A 17,743-nucleotide genomic window follows, 5' to 3' on the forward strand; every position below is an offset into this window, starting at 1 on the left:
TTTATGACGAGAGAAAGTAGCCTATGGTTGCAACAGAACCCGCCGGTTATTATTATTTACTCTCGGCTTTTTCATAAGCATTTAATATGTCTTTAACCAGTCGGTGTCTTACCACGTCTCTGCCATCCAGTTCAACAAATCCTATACCGGTTATATTCTTCAAAATTTCTAAGGCATCAACCAGACCCGACCGCTGATTTTTCGGTAAATCTACCTGTGTTCTGTCGCCGGTAATAATGGTTTTAGAAAGTGGCCCCATCCGTGTCAGAAACATCTTTATCTGCATGGGTGTGGTGTTCTGCGCTTCATCTAACAAAATAAAGGCATTGTTCAGTGTACGCCCGCGCATATAGGCCAGGGGTGCAATCTCTATGGTGCGGTTTTCGATATAAAATTTCAGTTTTTCCGCCTGAATCATATCGTCTAGCGCATCATAAATCGGCCTTAGATAAGGGTCAATTTTTTCCTTTAAATCACCTGGCAAAAAGCCCAGGTTTTCTCCGGCTTCAACGGCAGGACGGGTAATGATAATCTTCTTTACCTGTTTATCTTTTAATGCTTTTACAGCCAAAGCTACGGCGGTATATGTTTTACCCGTACCGGCAGGGCCTGTGGCAAAAACTATATCATATTTATTGGCGGCCTCAATCATTTTTTTCTGATTGGCAGTTTTGGCACGTACTACTATACCTCTTGTTCCGTAAACGATAACGTCATCGTCAGTAGCTTCATGATTGGCCGACTCTATGTCTTGCTGAATATAATTTTTTACCTGGTCGTTGCTTATTCTTCCGTATTTATGATAATGCTCAAGCAGCGACTCAAGTATATCTGAAATTTTGTTGATTTCTTTGTCGTTCCCTTTTACCAGAATCTGATTCCCTCTTGAAATTATCTTGCTTTCAGGGAAAGCAGCCGCTACCATTTTGATATTACTATTTTCTACTCCGAGAAAATCTATCAGGGAAACCTCGTCTAATGTGAATACTTTTTCTGTCAAAATACTTTTGTGTTTGTTTTTTTAAGTTCAATTACCGTTTCTGTCTATAAAACGCAGGAAAACAAAATTAGTTTTTCTTACTGCTTTGAAATGATTTGTCAAAAATCAAAAATTATTCACAATATCTTAAGTTTTTTCCACAAAAAAATTCACGTTTATGAGTTAAATATTGATTATCAATTGTTTATATAATATCAGGCCAAAGGCGCCTGTTTTTTATGAAGTGTATTTTTTCTTAACATTGTATTAACATTATGGAATATATGAATCCAAATACTACAACGGGCAGAAATCAGGGACAAAGAGGTATAGGCAAGAACCCAACGTACGAGGTGCTTCGTCCTGAGTCTGGCAAACTTCCACCTCAGGCAATAGAGCTGGAGGAAGCGGTATTGGGTGCCTTAATGATTGAAAAAGATGCACTGACTACGGTTGTGGATATTCTTCAACCCGGTAGTTTCTATAAAGAATCTCATCAGCGTATTTACAATGCCATTCTGATACTATTCGGTAAGTCTGAACCAATTGATTTATTAACGGTTACTTCTCAGCTGCGTAGTCTGGGCGAATTGGAGTTTGTAGGTGGTGCGCAGTATCTGGCCCGCCTTACAAGCAAGGTAAACTCGGCTGCTAATATTGAATGGCATGCTCGTATTATCTCTCAATCGGCAATTAAACGCGATATGATACGTGTTGCCGGGGATATTTTGCGCGATGCCTTTGAAGACACTACCGACGTATTTAATCTGCTTGACAGAACAGAGCAGACTTTCTTTGAGATTTCGGAGCGGAACATCAGAAAGAGCTATGCCGATGCCAGCTCTATTATGCGGGCTACGATTGACGAACTTGAAAAAAAGAAAAATAATAAAGACGGCCTTACGGGTGTTGCCAGTGGTTTTACTGAGCTTGACCGCATAACCAGTGGCTGGCAGAAAACCGAGCTGATTATTATAGCCGCCAGACCTGCCATGGGTAAAACCGCCTTTGTGGTGTCGGCGATGAGAAACGCGGCCGTTGAATGGAATGTTCCGGTGGCCATTTTCTCATTAGAGATGTCATCAACCCAGCTAATGTTGCGTATGATTTCTGCAGAAGCAGAAATTGACAGCGAAAAGCTAAGAAAAGGAACCCTTGAAAGCCACGAATGGCAGCAATTGCACCACAGGATTGACCGGTTGTCTAAAGCGCCTATTTATATTGACGATACCCCGGCCTTGTCGGTGCTTGAATTAAGGGCCAAATGCCGCCGCTTGAAAGCCCAGTTCAACATCGGGATGATTATTATTGATTATCTGCAGTTGATGACCGGAGATACCGGAGGGCAGAAAAGCGGTAACCGTGAGCAGGAGATTGCAACCATATCGCGCTCGTTGAAAAACCTGGCCAAAGAAATTGATGTGCCTGTAATTGCGCTTTCGCAGTTGAGCCGTGCCGTGGAGACCAGAGGTGGAGACAAACGCCCGCAGTTGTCTGACTTGCGTGAGTCGGGGTCTATTGAGCAGGATGCCGATATGGTTATGTTTTTATACAGACCGGAATACTATAAAATAACTCAGGATGAAAACGGGAACCCCACAGCCGGTGTGGGTGAAGTAATCATAGCCAAAAACCGTAGTGGTACCGTTGATACCGTAAGGCTGAGGTTTATTGGTAAATATACCAAATTTGCCGATTTGGACGGCTTCTACACACCTGTGCACGACAGCTTTACTGATTTTAATGGCCCGAAATCGTTCCCGACTACTAATGCACTGGATAGCTTTGAACAAGGAGGCGGAAACGCAGGCGGGGCGCCTGTTACGTTTGGAAGCAAAGCAAATAAGCCGCGTAACCCTGACGAGGAAGAATTTCCGTTCTGATAATTAAACCCGGAGCCTGATGATATAATGGCAGATAAGGATTAACCTCTCTATCTGCCATTTTTTGTTTTTACTGCTTTAGTTCAAGCAAAGCTATGTTTTCAACATGGTGTGTATGCGGGAACATATCAACCGGCTGAACCTTTAGAATACGATATTTTTCGCTCAAAATAGCCAAATCACGGGCTTGTGTGGCAGGGTTGCAACTTACATAAACTATTCTTTGCGGGGCTACATCCAGAATTGTGCGGGTAACCGGCTCGTCCATTCCGGCGCGTGGTGGGTCAGTAATAATTACATCCGGTTTACCTTTCAGTTCAATAAATTCACGGGTCAGAAATTTGCGCATATCACCGGCAAAAAACTCGGTATTATGTATGTTATTTACCTCAGAATTAATTTTTGCATCTTCAACAGCGGCTTCTACGTATTCAATACCTATTACCCTGCGGGCTTGTTTAGCTACAAAATTGGCAATGGTGCCGGTACCGGTATAAAGGTCATATACCAGTTCGTTGCCTGTCAGGCCTGCGTATTCGCGGGTAAGTTTGTAAAGCTCATACGCTTGCTCAGAGTTGGTCTGATAGAAAGATTTGGCACCGATTCTGAAAATCAGATCCTCCATTTTTTCTTCTATATATGGCTTGCCTGCAAAAGTATGCACTTCAAGGTCATGGAAGGTATCGTTTCGCTTTTGATTCAAAACGTAATTCAAAGACGTGATTTCAGGAAACTTTTCTTTGAGGTGACCCAGTACCAGCTCAATATCAGATTCATTGTTTTGTGCAAATTGAATCATCACCATCAGATGGCCGATAGAGGTGGTTCTAATCATGATATTACGTAAGAAACCCTCGTGCGCAATGTGGTCATAATAGGTATATCCCTGCTCATTGGCCAGGTCGCGCAGGGCTAGTCTTATCTGATTAGAAGGGTCTTTTTGCAGATAGCATTTTTCAATGGGCAGTACTTTTTCGAAACGCTTGGGCACATGAAAACCCAGTGCGTTTTTGTCGGTATCTTCTCCAAGGCTGGCTTCTTCTCTGGTAAACCAACGGCTGTTAGAGAAAGTAAACTCCAGCTTGTTTCTATAAAAAGTAGTATTGGCCGAACCAAGAATATCGTTTATAACGGGGAGCTCAAGCCTACCAATGCGGCTCAGTTGGTCTTGCACCTGCTGGCTTTTTAGTTCTAATTGTTTTTCATAAGGCACGTGTTGCCATTTGCAACCCCCACAAACCCCGAAATGCTGGCAGAAAGGAGCAATGCGCAGCGGAGAGGCCTCCAGTATTTCTAAGACGTTGGCCTCAGCATAGTTTTTTTTGCGGTTATTCACCCAAAGTTTCACTTTATCGCCAGGCGATACGTTACTGCCTTCAATAAAAATTACTTGTCCGTTGTGCCTTGCAAAACATTTACCCTCTGCTGCAAAATTTTCAACCTCTATACTGTCAATTACGAATGTTTTGTTTCTGGCCATTGCTTGGGTCAATTCTGTTTATAATTGCGCAAAATTACCGAACTTAGAATTAACATCAAAATTGAAGCTGAAGAGAGGTATAAACCCCATGCAACAGATTGATGCCCGAGGCACAGGTTAAACCATAAAGGCATGCAAAAGCTTTATAAAAGGCTTTGACCAGCCGACGGACTTAAGAATTAATGAATCAGGAGAATATCGCTTTGTTTGATGTAGCAAAACTTGCCGTCCCATAGAACCTGATACCAGATGTCTTCAGAATTGATTACATTAAGCCTGTGGCCTTCGCTGATGCTGCCTACTATATGCGAGGCCGCCGAGGGGTAGTCGCGCAGGTAAACCTGCTCGTTTTTTATAATGGCGGTGCGGTAATTATTAGGAAGATTGATAAGCACCGACAAGAAGACCAGATATACCAGAAATAATATTTTGTGCTGGATAGGGCTATATTGATTATTGAGCCTTTTGATTAGAAAAACTGCAAATACATAGATGCCAATAATTAAAAATCCCGCCCATGCGTATATGGAATATTGCCTGAAATAATACAGAAAATAATTGAGGTCGTTTTTTTCATACCCCTTGTAGCCGTTTTCGGTGGCGATGGTATAAATTTTCTCAAATACGCGCTCATCGGCATACCTGAAAGAGTACAGATTAAGGTAGTAAAGCTCCATAACGAAGTCGCCACGGTTTTCATAAATATTTGCCAGCTTCAGATAAACCTTCGGATTAAAGTTGGGGGTTTCGGTAATTATTTTTTCATAAAGAGAGGCCGCTTCGTCAAATTTTTTCTGTTTAAACAAAGAATCTGCAGTTGTGTATAACTTTTTTTGAGCTTGACTATCAACGAATTGTAAAGAAAATATGAATATTATAAAAAGTTTTTTCAGAAAATTCAAAAAGTATGTTTGCATCATAATATCAAAAAATGTAATTTTGCACCGCGATTCAGGAAAAGGGGTAACACCTGAAATGAATTAAGAAAGCAAAAGTAATGAATTTTAGTTCTTCTTTCAATTTCTTCTTTTCAGATTTCTGAATAATCAAAATAAGATTCCGTAGCTCAGCTGGTAGAGCAATACACTTTTAATGTATGGGTCCTGGGTTCGAGTCCCAGCGGGATCACAAACGTTACAACCTTTTTTCGAGTAGATAAACCAGTTTAAGATTCCGTAGCTCAGCTGGTAGAGCAATACACTTTTAATGTATGGGTCCTGGGTTCGAGTCCCAGCGGGATCACAGAAAAAGCCTCTCTTTTCAACCAGAGAGGCTTTTTGATTTTTATAATTTTCCTAAAATCTATTACTATGGAAAAACGAAAAGCACCGGTTTTTACTTTAAGCATTGTGGCCATTATAGTAGGGGTAGCCTTGTATAAACAGTTCGACTTTAAAACTCTTCAATTTCAGAAACCGGCCTTGTCTGTGGTTTATGCGATTACCTTTTTGTTTGCCGTTTATGTGTTGATACGAAATTGGGGGAAGAAGTAAAGATTTTTTTATTGGACAGAAAAAATGCTTTGCAAATTTCTTCACAAAGCATTTAAAGTGGCTTTATTTGAATACTATAAAATCCTGAATGAGGAAGCAATTTTTTCAAACTTTTCTAAATTGGCATCTAAATTTCTGATTTGTGCATGCATTTCAAAAATTCTGTCATTAACCCAGAAATACTGATAAATTTGATAGGCCTTACTGGTATCAGAATTTATTTCTATGATTGTACGGTACGCCTTTCCTTGGGTAAACTTCATTTCATCAGATTTTATTTGCTTATACTTCCAATCGGCATTTTTTTCTTTCTTTTCAAACATTTGGTCAGCAAAGGTTTTTTTGCTTTCCAGTTGGGATAAGCTATCCATTTCAGATTCCATATCAATAAGAATCAATTCTTCAATGCTAATTTCTATTTCCGGCCAACTTAAATCAAGTTCTCCCGATTTTAAACCAGATTTATTCTTATATGAAATACTAAGTGAAGCAGCTTTTTCATAAGGATGAGACGGATAACCAACGTATAAAGGAACAAAGCCTTGTTTTTTCCAATCAACAAAATACTCAAGGTTTTCTGTGATATCAACTTCTATTTTTTCATCAACCTCGATACTTGACAACGCCTTTATTATTGTTGTAGAAAACTCCTTATCACTTTCTTTTGGGTATTTACAAGTGAATGAATATGCCACATTTGGAAATTCAGCATACATTTCAATAATAATCATCCCACTGTTTTTCATTAAACCTTTAAATAAATAGCCTTTACCACCACCTGTAAGTGAGACCTGTTGTGAACTAATATGCCCGAAAAGATCAGAGTAATCCTTTTTAAATTTTTGGAGTGAGGTATAAGATCCCTTTTCTGCATTAGAAACATTTATTGTAGCCCCATCGTCTGTCAATAGACCAACAAATGGTCCTTGTGACCAAGAATCATCAAGGTAAGAAATAAAGATATTTGTACATTTAATTCTTTGCTTTTGAGAGTAGCTTAAAAATGTGGTACATAAAAGTAGCAGTGTAAAAAGTGTTCTTAAATTCATTATGATAATTTTAATGGTTGCTTTGTTAGTCAGAGGTTTACTTATCAAAAATTAAAAAAACTATTTAGCCGAATATCATTAGTGTGTTTTCTAAAGTTATCCGGCTAAAATGTTCGTGCAAATAAAATATTAATTTCAAGAATAATCAACAAACTTTTCACTGTAACAGTCTCACCAAGGTCATAATTTAAACTTTCAAAAATTTAATCAAAAAACCATTGCAAACCACAAACGCTGCACTTAAATTCGCAACCAATTAGTTTCTTAAACAATATGTAATTATGAGGCGAGATGTTTTTCAGGCCATTGCAGACCCCACCAGAAGGGCCATTATTGCCCTGATAGCCTTGCAAGCCATGACACCCAATGCCATTGCAGAGAACTTTAATACTACAAGGCAGGCGGTGTCTAAGCATTTGCGTATACTGACAGAATGCGAGCTTGTAAAACAGGAGTTTCAGGGCAGGGAGATTTTCTATTCACTTGAAATTGAAAAAATGAAAGAAATAGATAAATGGCTGGAGCAATACCGTAAGATATGGGAGAACAGATTCAAACAATTAGATGATGTGCTGGACACATTAAAAAAACAGAGAAATGAAGCATAGCTTGTTTCTCTGTTTGTTAATAGATAAAAATGCTTAAGCGGGCATTATTCAATTCTGAATTTCTCGTTCTTACAATCCAGAATCAATTTGTGGTTCAGCAATAGTTTATTACCTATCATGCCTTCCATGCCTGAGCTTCTCATTAAAAAGTTTTGCATGGCAGATGTACCTTCAACATAAGTTACCTCTGACAAAGCCATATCGGTTTGCCCTAATTGTATGGTTTGGCTGGCTGGGGCAGTAATAACCTTCAGGGGGTTTCCCCATGAATTTCCTTTCTCGTTTTTAATTCTACCACCTTTAGTACGGTAGTTTTCCCAATCTTCCTGGCTGGTTATTAGTTCATAATTGCTGCTGCCCGAATCATAAAGTAATTGAAGGTTTTTGTTTTGCAACCTGGCAGGCAAAATAATGCGGCGTTTTTTGAATTCAAAATCTACAAATCCGGTTGTTGGCAGGTTTTCTGTAAAAGAACAGCTATTGTGCTTAAAATCGAGGGTGGTAATTCTTTTTTCCAGTAAGTCGGTACCAATAGTACCAATAACATGAATGGCATCGGGCTTAGAAAAATCCAGTTTTTCTCCGTAATTGATTAATTGAAATATACCGGAGGAGACCTCCATTTTGCCGATGCTGAATTGAAGCGCAACCTGATTTTGCTTTATATCTGGCATAACCAGCTTTGGATACATTTTCTGAACCGAAGCCAGCGATTTGACATAAAACAAGGTAACGGGCGACCCAAAATCTATCTGCATAAAAAATGGCCGGTCTATGCCTTTTAAATGCACCTGCAAAAACATGGCAGAATAGGGGTTTTTATCGGTTACATTCCATTGAATGGGTACATTTTCTGCCTCATGATGAACTAAAAGATAGTTGTCGGGCGGGGTGAATTTTCTATCAAAGTAAAAGTGGCCACCAATTAATGTTAAGGCAACAATTGTTACTAAAATAAGGGTAATCTTCTTAAATGTCTTCATTTGTGTTTTTTTGTCGCAATTTTTCGGTTTTGAATCAATTTCCGACAAAAAATGCTACGACACTTTTACGACATTTTAGCGAAAAGCCTCATAAGAAGCTGGCTTTGAGCTTGATTTGTAATTCGTTCCGTTGGTTCAGGCTCATTCCGTTTCTGATAATGACAATTAGCTTGATGGATATTATACCAATAAGAGGAATCAAAAAAAGCGGAAACCTGATGGCCAGCCATTTTTGGATAAATGGGCTGAGTATCATCATGATTGAGAGAATAACCGATAGCACAATCTGAAGGCTTACAATGTGTTCCCCCAGCTCTTTATTATATAAGTCTTTAGTTTTGTGGGTTAAAATTAAAGGGAATATAATATTGCCAAAAGGTATAATAAGCCCCAATAGGGCCGACGGGTTGATTAATTTTGCGCGGCTTAAGTCTGTAGCCGGCTTGTGAGCCAATAAATTGTCAGGGGCTGTATCGAGTACATTTGCCAGGGTTTTCAGGGTAAAACCTTTCAAGACACTACCAGCCTCAATTCTCTGAATGGTCCGTAAAGAAAGGCCAGATTTTTCAGCCAGCTCGGTTTGTGTCAAATTTTTAGCCTCCCTTAGCATTCTAAGCCTGTTTTCCATTGGGTTGGTACAAATGTTTAGATTTATGAAATTGTATAAAATCGCGGAATTTCAGCTATACCTCTTTTTCTTTGCCCACTATAGAGCTGCGATACTCGTTTCCCCATCTGATAATTTCATCTATAATAGGGTTTAAGGTCTTGCCAAACTCGGTAAGTGAATATTGAACTGTAACAGGCCGGGTATCGAGTATTGTTCTTGAAACCAGTTGGTTCATTTCCATATCCTGCAATTCTTTGGCAAGCATTTTGGTACCAATTCCATCTACCTCGCGCAGTAAATCCATAAACCGCAGGTGGTCTCTTTCCATTAAGGTACCCAGTATATGAAACTTCCACTTGCCCGATAATATTTCCATGGTGTCTTTAATGGTAGAAATTCTTTTTCTGCAAAGTTGAGAGGTATTTACTGTTGCTCTTTTTTTCATTTTTGTTAACACTAAAATATATTCTTAAAAATGCAAATCTAATCACTTTCCTAAAGGAAACTAGTTCCCTGGGTGGAAATGATAGTCATCAACACTGGTATTAAGCTTAATTTTGCCTTGATAACCGAACGTAAATTATAAACATGGATTTCAGAGCATATAGTTCTTATTTTGAGAGCATAGTTAATAAAGAGGAACAAGACCAGGCAGCGCCTTACAACAAACCAGATTATTACGAATATACCAAATTGAATTGGGCGCGGATGTCGAGATGGTTTAAAACCCAGACTTTGTCGCCCCAATTTTTAGAAACCATTAAAAAAATTGATAATCCACAGCAATGGCTTTTGATTACTGAGCCCTGGTGTGGCGATGCAGCCCATAATGTACCGTTTATAATAATGGCTGCCCAAGCCAACCCATTGATATCAGTTAGCGTTGAATTGCGGGATTCTGCTCCGCATAGTATAGATAATTATTTAACCAATGGTACGAAATCAATTCCGAAGCTGGTAATCAGAGACCAAAACGGTAATGACCTGGCAACCTGGGGGCCTCGCCCAAAAGAATGTCAGGTAATTTACTCAAAGGCATTAGAAGAAAAATTACCTTTTCAGGAGCTAACAGTCAGGATTCATACCTGGTATAATGCCAATAAGGGAGTGGATGTACAGGAAGAATTGAGCGAAGTTATTTTGCAAACTATTTAATGGATAACCGGTATGTTATAAAAGGACCTACTTTAAAGACTTATGATAATGGTATAAAACAAAGAATCCCTAATAACAATAGACAAGGTTTATAGGCAGTTTCAATAATACTCTAGTGCAAAAAAAAATGGCAGACAGGATTTATACCCGTCTGCCATTTTTTTTATCTGATTCAAGATTGAATAATCACTGACGGCTCACCGTACTTGAAGTGGAAACCTGCAGGATTGGTGTAACTGTCTGGTACTTGCGCATTGGCAACAGTTTCAACAAATTTCAGCTGATCTACCGGCTTCTCGAAAAGCATGATAATATCAGACCCGCCAAAGGCAAAATACCCGAACTCTGTTCCTTTGTTTACGGTTTGTCCTGCCAGATTACTGTACATGTGCACTGAAGAAACCTGTGCCATACCTACAGGAATAGTGGCTACAGAGCCGATGCTGTCATCGCCGGTATCGATAATCACAACGCCACGGGCCTGTGTAAATTCATAACCGTCTGTTGAACTATCAGGTGCATCAAATTGGTCGCCGGTAATCTGTACATCAAGAAATACACTTCCTGATAATGCTTCAATATATTTTACTTTACCACTTACAGGGGTATGGAAACGGTGGTAGTCAAAGGGGCTCAGGAAGTAATGTACAAATGTGCCACCGTAAAACTTACTGGCATATTGTTCACCATCTGGCCCTAGCAGGTCATTTACTTTGCCTATGGTGTGGGTTTGTTTCAATCTGAAAGTAGTAAGGTTACCATTAGTATCCAGCACATTACCGTTTGCATCAATCTGATAGATAGCCTTGAAGGTACAATCAGCTGGTGATGTAACAATGGTATTGTCATTCGGATTGGCAATCGGCCTCATTGGTGAACCGTTCAGGGTATTGATGTTTAGCTGCCGATAGAAAAACGTATTGAAAGATACCCAGTTAGGTTTGTCATTAATGTAGTCTTGTGCATTGTACATAGGGTCTGCCAAGAACGTAGCCAGTGTAGCATTAGTTAAGGATGCAGAAGTGTTTAGGAAACTACCCCATTCACTGGCATATTTGTCTAGCCAGTCTGCAAAAGAAAAACCGTCATTGGTGTAACTCTGCAATGTCTTCTTGTTGTATTCAGTAAGCGGTTGGTCAATTAGCCAGTAAAACTGACAAAGTCTGTCGAAAATCTGCTGACTGTAACCTAAAGGATTTGACCAGGGGCCGTGTAGTTCAATTGATTCGCTTGGAAGCACCTGTTCAAAGTAAGTTAGGTAAGACAGATAATCATCAGAATTGGTTGGCCAGCCATTATTTTTGTATAATATGTTCAAGGCATTAAATAAAGACGCATTTAAGCTAGCCTGTGCAGATTGCTTTGCCAAATTGAGCGATTTATTCAGCAATTTTTTAAGTTCGGTGTCGTCACTGAGTTGCTTTTGAAGTAGAGTAACAACAGGAGAGTAGTTTTGTGTTGTAATTGCCATTGTAGTCAACAGTTTTTGTTATAAATTAATTAAATTGGTAATTCCTGACGTAAAATTTTTTTTCTTTCTGATACCTGTTAAAATTTTAATGTTGTCAATCTTAACAATCATAAATTAGCTAAGTGAATTGGTAGTTTGAAACCACATTTTTTTAGCAGGCATTTAAAGTTTTATGTATTTGCTTTCACAAATACATAAAACCAGAATAAAGACCCAAAAAAATGTATTAACGGGTAAATCTGAAAGGTATTGAACCCACAATCATCATCGTTCTGATTGGTATTTTGAGCTGACTTTTATCTCTTGCGAATTCTACCGGAGTGCCATAATGATGTACATCTGCCAGAAACTGTGGCGCTGTTTTTCTTACGATGTCAATAAAATCGGAGGTTAAACCCCATGTTCCTGCAAATGGAATAATATTGGCTCCGTCGGGTGCCGGAGTTGAACCTTCATAGTAGTTCCAGATTAATTGTGTTTTAAAGCCACCAGGTACCGCCGGATATGCAACCTGCACAGTGGGTGCGTAATTGTTGACCTCAATTTTTGTTTTCGGAAAAATGATGGTATTGTCCTGGTCAGGCCCTGGAACAAAAAATTCAATAAATCCACCTTTGGGTATTTTGTCGCACTGAAGGCCAATGTTTAAAATACCACCTTCAGGTGGGCCATCTATTGGGGCATCGCCTGTAAGTGTGGGTTTGGTTGCATCTACGGCAATGGTGTTTTTCCATCCGATATTAGGGTTTGAAATTATAAATTTACCCAAATCAGATACCTTTCCTATGCTATGCAAATCGGGTGGTATGTTTTGTTGCGGGCCATTTTTTGCCCAGGCAACCAGACAATAATTGTATTTTGTTGGGGGTGTCCAGCCAAAGGGAGGAATTGTACCCTGTAAGCCCAGATTATCCGTGCGTGCCGGAGCCACAAAAGATGCCCAGTTCTGGTATTCTCCGGCATACATAAATTCACGGTATTTCCAGTTCTGAGGCCACAGCATAACAGAACTATCTGCATAATACATATAAATAGTTGTTTTTTGTGGTACTGTTTGGGGATTGACGCCACGTACATACACCCAATTGTTCATCTCAGGTGACTGTTTATAGCCAATGGGGAGTCCTTTGTTGTAATTATCTGCATTTAAGATAGTTTTGGGGTCTGCCAATGGAGTAGGACCTGAACAAATAATATCAGGCGAATTGGTCCAACTGGTGCCTTTAGAGCCGTCAATGGTTTCGCCTACGTAATCTCTGATAAAAAATCCGTCGTAACTCATAATAAAATTGTTTTATGTAGTATCAGTTAAAAAATAAATTCACGGCAAAAGAGTAAATCACATCAAAAGAGATGGAATAAAATTTAAAACTACTGTTTACTCTTTCAATCTTTAAAAACCGGTCTCTTTCATTCTGAAAATCAAAAATCCTGAGACCGATTTATTTTTGTTTTCCTACCTTATCAATTTGAAAGGCACTGAGCCAATTACCATGATCGTTCTTATTTTTGTCTCTGAATTGCGACCATTGGCTTGAAATTCTACTGGTGAGCCATAATGATGAACATCTATCAGGTGCTGGGGAGCAATTTGGCGTACCTCATCTATAAAGCTGGATGTTAAACCCCAGGTGGCCACAAAAGGTATAACGTTAGACCCTGCCGGGGCAGGCGTTGCACCCTGGTAATATTTCCAGTTCATTTGTGTTACAAAACCACCTGGCATAGACGGATAGGTAACCTGAAATGTGGGTGCGTAGTTTGGAGAGACAATCTGTGTTTTTGGAAGAATAATTGTATTGTCAGCATCCGGGCCAGGTACCGAGAACTCAATGTAGCCATCTTTGGGCAGTTTATCGCATTGTAAACCAATACTTAATAGCCCACCTGAAGAAGGCCCGATGATAGAAGCCACTCCCTGTATAGTAGGTACGGTTGCATCTACTTCTGTGGTATTTTTCCAACCTACATTCGGGTGTGTCAGTATAAAATTAGCCATATCTGGCACACTGCCAATACTGCCCAGGTCTGGGGGTGTAAGTTGGTCATCACCATTATTAGCCCATGCAACCAGACAATAATGCGTGTTATTGCGCGGGGGTGTCCAGCCAAAGGGAGAAATTGTTCCTTGTATTCCCTGATTATCGGTGGAAGCAGGCGCATTGAGTGTTACCCAGTTTTGCTGTTTGCCTCCGTATATGATACCCGTTGACATCCAGTTCTGGGGCCAAAGGACGATGGTTGTATCTACATAATACAAAAATACTGTTGAGGTTTGCGGAACTGATTGCGGGTTAACACCCCTTACATACACCCAATTGTTGGTTAAAGGTGTCTGATTGTTAAGCTGTGGCAGCCCTTTGTTATAATAATCTGCATTGGTAATAACGCTGGGGTCTTGCAGAGGCGTGGTACCCGGGCAAATAATATCGGGCGAGTTTGTCCAGCTTGTGCCTTTAGGGCCATCTATTGTTTCGCCAACATAGTCTCTGATAAAAAATCCGTCGTAGCTCATGTTTATGTAATTTTAAGGTGATTGATTAACTTTTTTAGCTAATTTGATTTATTACTGCCAGGTTATTGCTATTGAATCCTGTCAGGTAAATAGATGACCCATTTGGAAAAATGGCTATTCCGGTAGGATACTGTAGATTTTGCTGCCAGGTAAGTGTCTGGATAATACGTAAAGTGGTAGTACTGATAATTCGGACACCTGCCGTATTAGCATCTGTAACAAACAACCGGGTACTATCAGGAGAAACTACCGCCTGCTGAAAATTGGTTAGTATTGCATAAGAAGATGGCATTTGGGTTTCTATTGACGTAAGGTCGCTAATATTTACACTTGCAATAGAGGTTTTCATGTTCTGCTGCATAACCACGTATAGCTTACTGTTGTCTGGCGACACAGCCATTGTCTTTGTAAGAATAGATAGGCTTATCTGGGTAGTTGATAATTGATAAACATGGTTTGAATCTTGAATCAATGTCCAGATTTTCTTGTCTAAAGAACTGAGAACAAAAGCGTGTGTGCCATCAGGTGTGTTCTGCAATAGAACACTATTTGATGTTGATACATTTTTAAATACAAATACATCTGTATTTACATTGTATGTCGCATTTTTTTCGTCACAGGTAAAAGCAATAAAACTGTAATTGCCAGCAGAATCTTTAACAACCGTATAAAGATTTTTACCATCGGCAGACATACTCAACTCAACGGGATATCTGCTTACATCACCTTCTCCGGCAGGAATAGATATCGAACCTGTTACATTGAAGGTTCCGGTTTCCATGATTTTTATTTCTGTACTTGACTTCTCAATTACATACATCAGGCCAACTGAAGCAACCGGAGAAACCACACAATCAACGATTGAGTCGTCTTCAAGGCGTGTGGATATTGCGCCTGAGGCGGTTTCATAAATATACAGGCCCTTTGTAAAATCAGGTTTGTTGCTAATAAAAAGCACATTATGCCATGCTACCAGTTTTTTGCCATCGGCGGTGGCTATTACATTGGTTGGTTGTTTACCTATATCTACCGGAGTGCTACGTAATTGATAATTTATCAGATTAAATGTAGTAACACTTTTATCAGAGTTGGCAATGTAGGCCGCTGTGTTGTCATAAGCCATTGAAATAGCAAGCGGATTAGGACCTGTCTTGATAGACGCATCAATTACGCTGCAACTTCCGGTTCCTTTACTACAGCTGATAAGCGAGGCATTGCCAGATGAATAATTAATAACAAAGGCATAGGCTCTGTCTGTTGTAGTTACAATCCGTATTGGAGAGGTGTTTACAGATAGAGACTGTCTGGGCGAGGTGCCGTCGTCATCATAATCAACAACCATTACCTGATTGGTAGCATAGCAGGCAACAAGCAGAGTTTTGCCGTTTTCGTCGGCCACTGCCACATCAACAGGGTTCTGCGGCAGGTTGCTAATGCTCCGGCTATACATAAATGCATCATTTACCGAGCTATAAGCCATTACACAAATACTGTTGTCGCCTTTAATAGCCACATACACGTTTGTGCCTGAAGGGTCTACTGCAATACCCATCGGTGACTGATAAGTTTGAATGGTCTGTTTTATTGAGAACTGGTCGGCGCCTTTGTTTTCAATCACTATAAAATTGCCTTTACCTTCAAGATCTGTTGTTACAAAGATGTATTTGTCGTCGCCAGATATGGCAATGCGTGCCGGGGTTCCGGCTATTTTGATAGATGACAACTTTGAAAACGAGTAATTTCCGGTTGATGGGTCTCTCAATATTTTAATAATGTTTACAGCACCAGCCTTGTTATTCAATACAAAGAGATAAGAACCACTGTGAGCGAAAACCTGATCAATGGGGGTTCCATCAGTGCTTAATGCGGTTGCATTCTCAGTATAATCGAGAGAATTAAGAAAATGAACTTTTTTATTGTCAATGTCTAATGCAGCAAGAAACTCAGCAGAAGGTGAAGCGACCACAGAGCTGGATTTGAATGACAGCGAATCAGACTGCGGGTTTACTTTGAATGACTGAATAAGCACATTTCTTAACAAAGTATAGGGGTTTTCTTCATTCTGAGGAATCAACGACCACATACCCGGCGTGGTTATACTTTTGATTTGTGTACTGGTTTTAGGCACACTCTCTTTGCTGCCAGTTACGTCATTTACCAGCATTACCGAATCATTGGTATCTACGTCCCAAAAAAACTTGGCGTCATGCGGGTAATTGTTGTAATAGATATTTTTAGGAGTAACTTTAAACGAGTTAATGACAGGCAGCACATCGGCAGTGGTGGTTTTTGTTGCCTGATTGGCCGTAGTGGCCGCACCATTAGCTACCAAGGTAATGACGGTAGACTTTTTGAGGGTTGCCTTAAAACTGTTTTTATTGGTTACATCCTGATAAAACGGCATCAGCATTAAAGACTGGTAATCTTTTGCATTCCACGAAATAGTAACACTGGCTTCTCCATTTTTGATAACTGACGGATTGGGTGTTATTGTCAGATTATTAATGACCACATGAGGTATTTTGGTGAGTGTCATGTAGTAAGAGCCATCGTTAAAACCAGGTACATTCTGATATTGTACATACATGAGCGTTGAACCCGGTTGAAAACTGGTCATAATTTCAGTTATATAAAAAGAAACTATGGCTCCGGCTCCTGTACCTACAATTTCAGCGTTTACTGGTGGCTGCAAAATCCAGCATGGGTTCTGGGCATCCGTATTGGGTGTTACGCTCCAGCCTGAGGCATTTTCGCCCTGGGCTACCACAATGTTATCGCGCGCCGATTGGGGCGTTGTCAGGGCGCCATAGCCTGGTGCCGATGGTGCATATACGAAACTAACCGTAAAAGTAGTTTTTGGCCCTGCTTTAACCACTACCGGATTAGACCCCGGCTTAAAGGCAAATGTAATGCTGTTATCTACCTGTGGATAATCCCGAACTGTATTGACTATTATGGGAGGGGTAGTGAGTATGCAATCAATGGCATTGTGCAAGTCTTTTTTGTCTTCAGGGGCGGCCTGCAAAAGCACTTTAAAGAAAGAAAGCTGCGCCAAATTGCCAATCGTAATAGGGCTGACCCTGTAATATGAAACAGATAAGTTAACGTTGGGCGATGAGGGGGGTGTTGGCAAAACCAGATTTTCTATTTTGATTTCTACCGTATCTGAACCCTGATTCAGGGTAATATCTTTCGTTGGTACCAGACCAATAATGCTGTTCGGATAAAGGGCGTAGTCCCAATCGGTAGAAGAACAAACAATTTTGCTAAAATCGGCCTCAGGAATCTGCAAAGTGCTCAGGTCCAGATACAGTATAGAACCTGTGGCCGTTGGAGCGTCTGTAGGCGGTACTAACTGACCCGAACTGAAAACGGTGTTATCTTTATTGGTTTTAACTCTGAAAACCAACTTGTTTACTGTGGGGTCTGTAGTTACATAAATGGTGTTATCCTGCCCCGGATTACTTAGGGAGAAAGACAACTGCGGAAATGTCTGAGTGTCTTGCATAGTTGTTTT

Annotated in this window: 15 protein-coding genes and 2 tRNA genes; 6 read left to right on the top strand and 11 right to left on the bottom strand. The window is 40.0% G+C overall.

The window, feature by feature from the left end; translation table 11 throughout:
• Positions 1 to 52 precede the first annotated feature (52 nt).
• Positions 53 to 1,000 (bottom strand): PhoH family protein, encoded by a 948-nt coding sequence (locus NZ848_RS12235; protein WP_253522316.1) that lies wholly within the window; start codon positions 998 to 1,000, stop codon positions 53 to 55.
• A 254-nt stretch (positions 1,001 to 1,254) separates the two neighbouring features.
• Here NZ848_RS12235 and dnaB point away from each other — a divergent pair, with 254 nt between their 5' ends.
• Entirely contained in the window at positions 1,255 to 2,862 is a 1,608-nt protein-coding gene (dnaB, locus tag NZ848_RS12240; RefSeq protein ID WP_101726908.1) for a replicative DNA helicase, read from the top strand.
• 70 nt (positions 2,863 to 2,932) lie between these two features.
• On the opposite strand, the gene rlmD is transcribed toward dnaB, so the two are convergent.
• Both rlmD and NZ848_RS12250 read right to left on the bottom strand, forming a co-directional pair.
• Positions 2,933 to 4,342 (bottom strand): 23S rRNA (uracil(1939)-C(5))-methyltransferase RlmD, encoded by a 1,410-nt coding sequence (gene rlmD, locus NZ848_RS12245; protein WP_259015704.1) that lies wholly within the window; start codon positions 4,340 to 4,342, stop codon positions 2,933 to 2,935.
• 179 nt (positions 4,343 to 4,521) lie between these two features.
• Positions 4,522 to 5,148 (bottom strand): SH3 domain-containing protein, encoded by a 627-nt coding sequence (locus tag NZ848_RS12250; protein ID WP_259015705.1) that lies wholly within the window; start codon positions 5,146 to 5,148, stop codon positions 4,522 to 4,524.
• A 249-nt stretch (positions 5,149 to 5,397) separates the two neighbouring features.
• Between NZ848_RS12250 and NZ848_RS12255 the strand changes: the two genes are divergently transcribed.
• From NZ848_RS12255 to NZ848_RS12265, 3 genes are all read left to right on the top strand, one after another.
• Positions 5,398 to 5,470: transfer RNA gene (locus tag NZ848_RS12255), tRNA-Lys, on the top strand.
• A gap of 41 nt (positions 5,471 to 5,511) precedes the next feature.
• Positions 5,512 to 5,584 (top strand) — tRNA-Lys (locus NZ848_RS12260).
• Between the two features lie 68 nt (positions 5,585 to 5,652).
• Positions 5,653 to 5,835 carry a hypothetical protein gene (locus NZ848_RS12265; protein WP_259015706.1) on the top strand — a complete coding sequence of 61 codons (183 nt, stop codon included), beginning with the start codon at positions 5,653 to 5,655 and terminating at the stop codon, positions 5,833 to 5,835.
• 74 nt (positions 5,836 to 5,909) lie between these two features.
• Here the strand turns inward: NZ848_RS12265 and NZ848_RS12270 are convergent, their stop codons facing one another.
• On the bottom strand, positions 5,910 to 6,884 hold the full coding sequence (locus tag NZ848_RS12270) for a hypothetical protein (protein ID WP_259015707.1): 975 nt from the start codon (positions 6,882 to 6,884) through the stop codon (positions 5,910 to 5,912).
• Positions 6,885 to 7,165: 281 nt separating this feature from the next.
• Between NZ848_RS12270 and NZ848_RS12275 the strand changes: the two genes are divergently transcribed.
• Positions 7,166 to 7,492: an ArsR/SmtB family transcription factor gene (locus tag NZ848_RS12275; RefSeq protein WP_259015708.1), complete on the top strand. Its 327-nt coding sequence runs from the start codon at positions 7,166 to 7,168 to the stop codon at positions 7,490 to 7,492.
• A gap of 44 nt (positions 7,493 to 7,536) precedes the next feature.
• On the opposite strand, the gene NZ848_RS12280 is transcribed toward NZ848_RS12275, so the two are convergent.
• The 3 genes from NZ848_RS12280 to NZ848_RS12290 form a co-directional block, all read right to left on the bottom strand.
• Positions 7,537 to 8,475: a hypothetical protein gene (locus NZ848_RS12280; protein ID WP_259015709.1), complete on the bottom strand. Its 939-nt coding sequence runs from the start codon at positions 8,473 to 8,475 to the stop codon at positions 7,537 to 7,539.
• A gap of 88 nt (positions 8,476 to 8,563) precedes the next feature.
• Positions 8,564 to 9,103 carry a helix-turn-helix domain-containing protein gene (locus NZ848_RS12285; RefSeq protein ID WP_259015710.1) on the bottom strand — a complete coding sequence of 180 codons (540 nt, stop codon included), beginning with the start codon at positions 9,101 to 9,103 and terminating at the stop codon, positions 8,564 to 8,566.
• A gap of 55 nt (positions 9,104 to 9,158) precedes the next feature.
• Positions 9,159 to 9,530 (bottom strand): winged helix-turn-helix transcriptional regulator, encoded by a 372-nt coding sequence (locus tag NZ848_RS12290; protein ID WP_253522335.1) that lies wholly within the window; start codon positions 9,528 to 9,530, stop codon positions 9,159 to 9,161.
• 143 nt (positions 9,531 to 9,673) lie between these two features.
• Here NZ848_RS12290 and NZ848_RS12295 point away from each other — a divergent pair, with 143 nt between their 5' ends.
• Complete coding sequence (locus tag NZ848_RS12295; RefSeq protein ID WP_259015711.1) at positions 9,674 to 10,240, top strand: thioredoxin family protein; 567 nt, start codon at positions 9,674 to 9,676, stop codon at positions 10,238 to 10,240.
• 172 nt (positions 10,241 to 10,412) lie between these two features.
• On the opposite strand, the gene NZ848_RS12300 is transcribed toward NZ848_RS12295, so the two are convergent.
• From NZ848_RS12300 to NZ848_RS12315, 4 genes are all read right to left on the bottom strand, one after another.
• Positions 10,413 to 11,711: a phosphatidylserine decarboxylase gene (locus tag NZ848_RS12300; RefSeq protein WP_259015712.1), complete on the bottom strand. Its 1,299-nt coding sequence runs from the start codon at positions 11,709 to 11,711 to the stop codon at positions 10,413 to 10,415.
• 226 nt (positions 11,712 to 11,937) lie between these two features.
• Entirely contained in the window at positions 11,938 to 12,993 is a 1,056-nt protein-coding gene (locus NZ848_RS12305) for a hypothetical protein (protein ID WP_259015713.1), read from the bottom strand.
• 174 nt (positions 12,994 to 13,167) lie between these two features.
• The gene (locus tag NZ848_RS12310; protein ID WP_259015714.1) at positions 13,168 to 14,226 is read right to left on the bottom strand and encodes a hypothetical protein; all 1,059 of its coding nucleotides are present in this window, start codon (positions 14,224 to 14,226) and stop codon (positions 13,168 to 13,170) included.
• A gap of 34 nt (positions 14,227 to 14,260) precedes the next feature.
• Positions 14,261 to 17,734 (bottom strand): YncE family protein, encoded by a 3,474-nt coding sequence (locus NZ848_RS12315; protein ID WP_259015715.1) that lies wholly within the window; start codon positions 17,732 to 17,734, stop codon positions 14,261 to 14,263.
• Between the last annotated feature and the right edge of the window lie 9 nt (positions 17,735 to 17,743).

It is taken from the genome of Emticicia fluvialis (assembly GCF_024793945.1).
GTDB classification, from domain to species: Bacteria; Bacteroidota; Bacteroidia; order Cytophagales; family Spirosomataceae; genus Emticicia; species Emticicia fluvialis.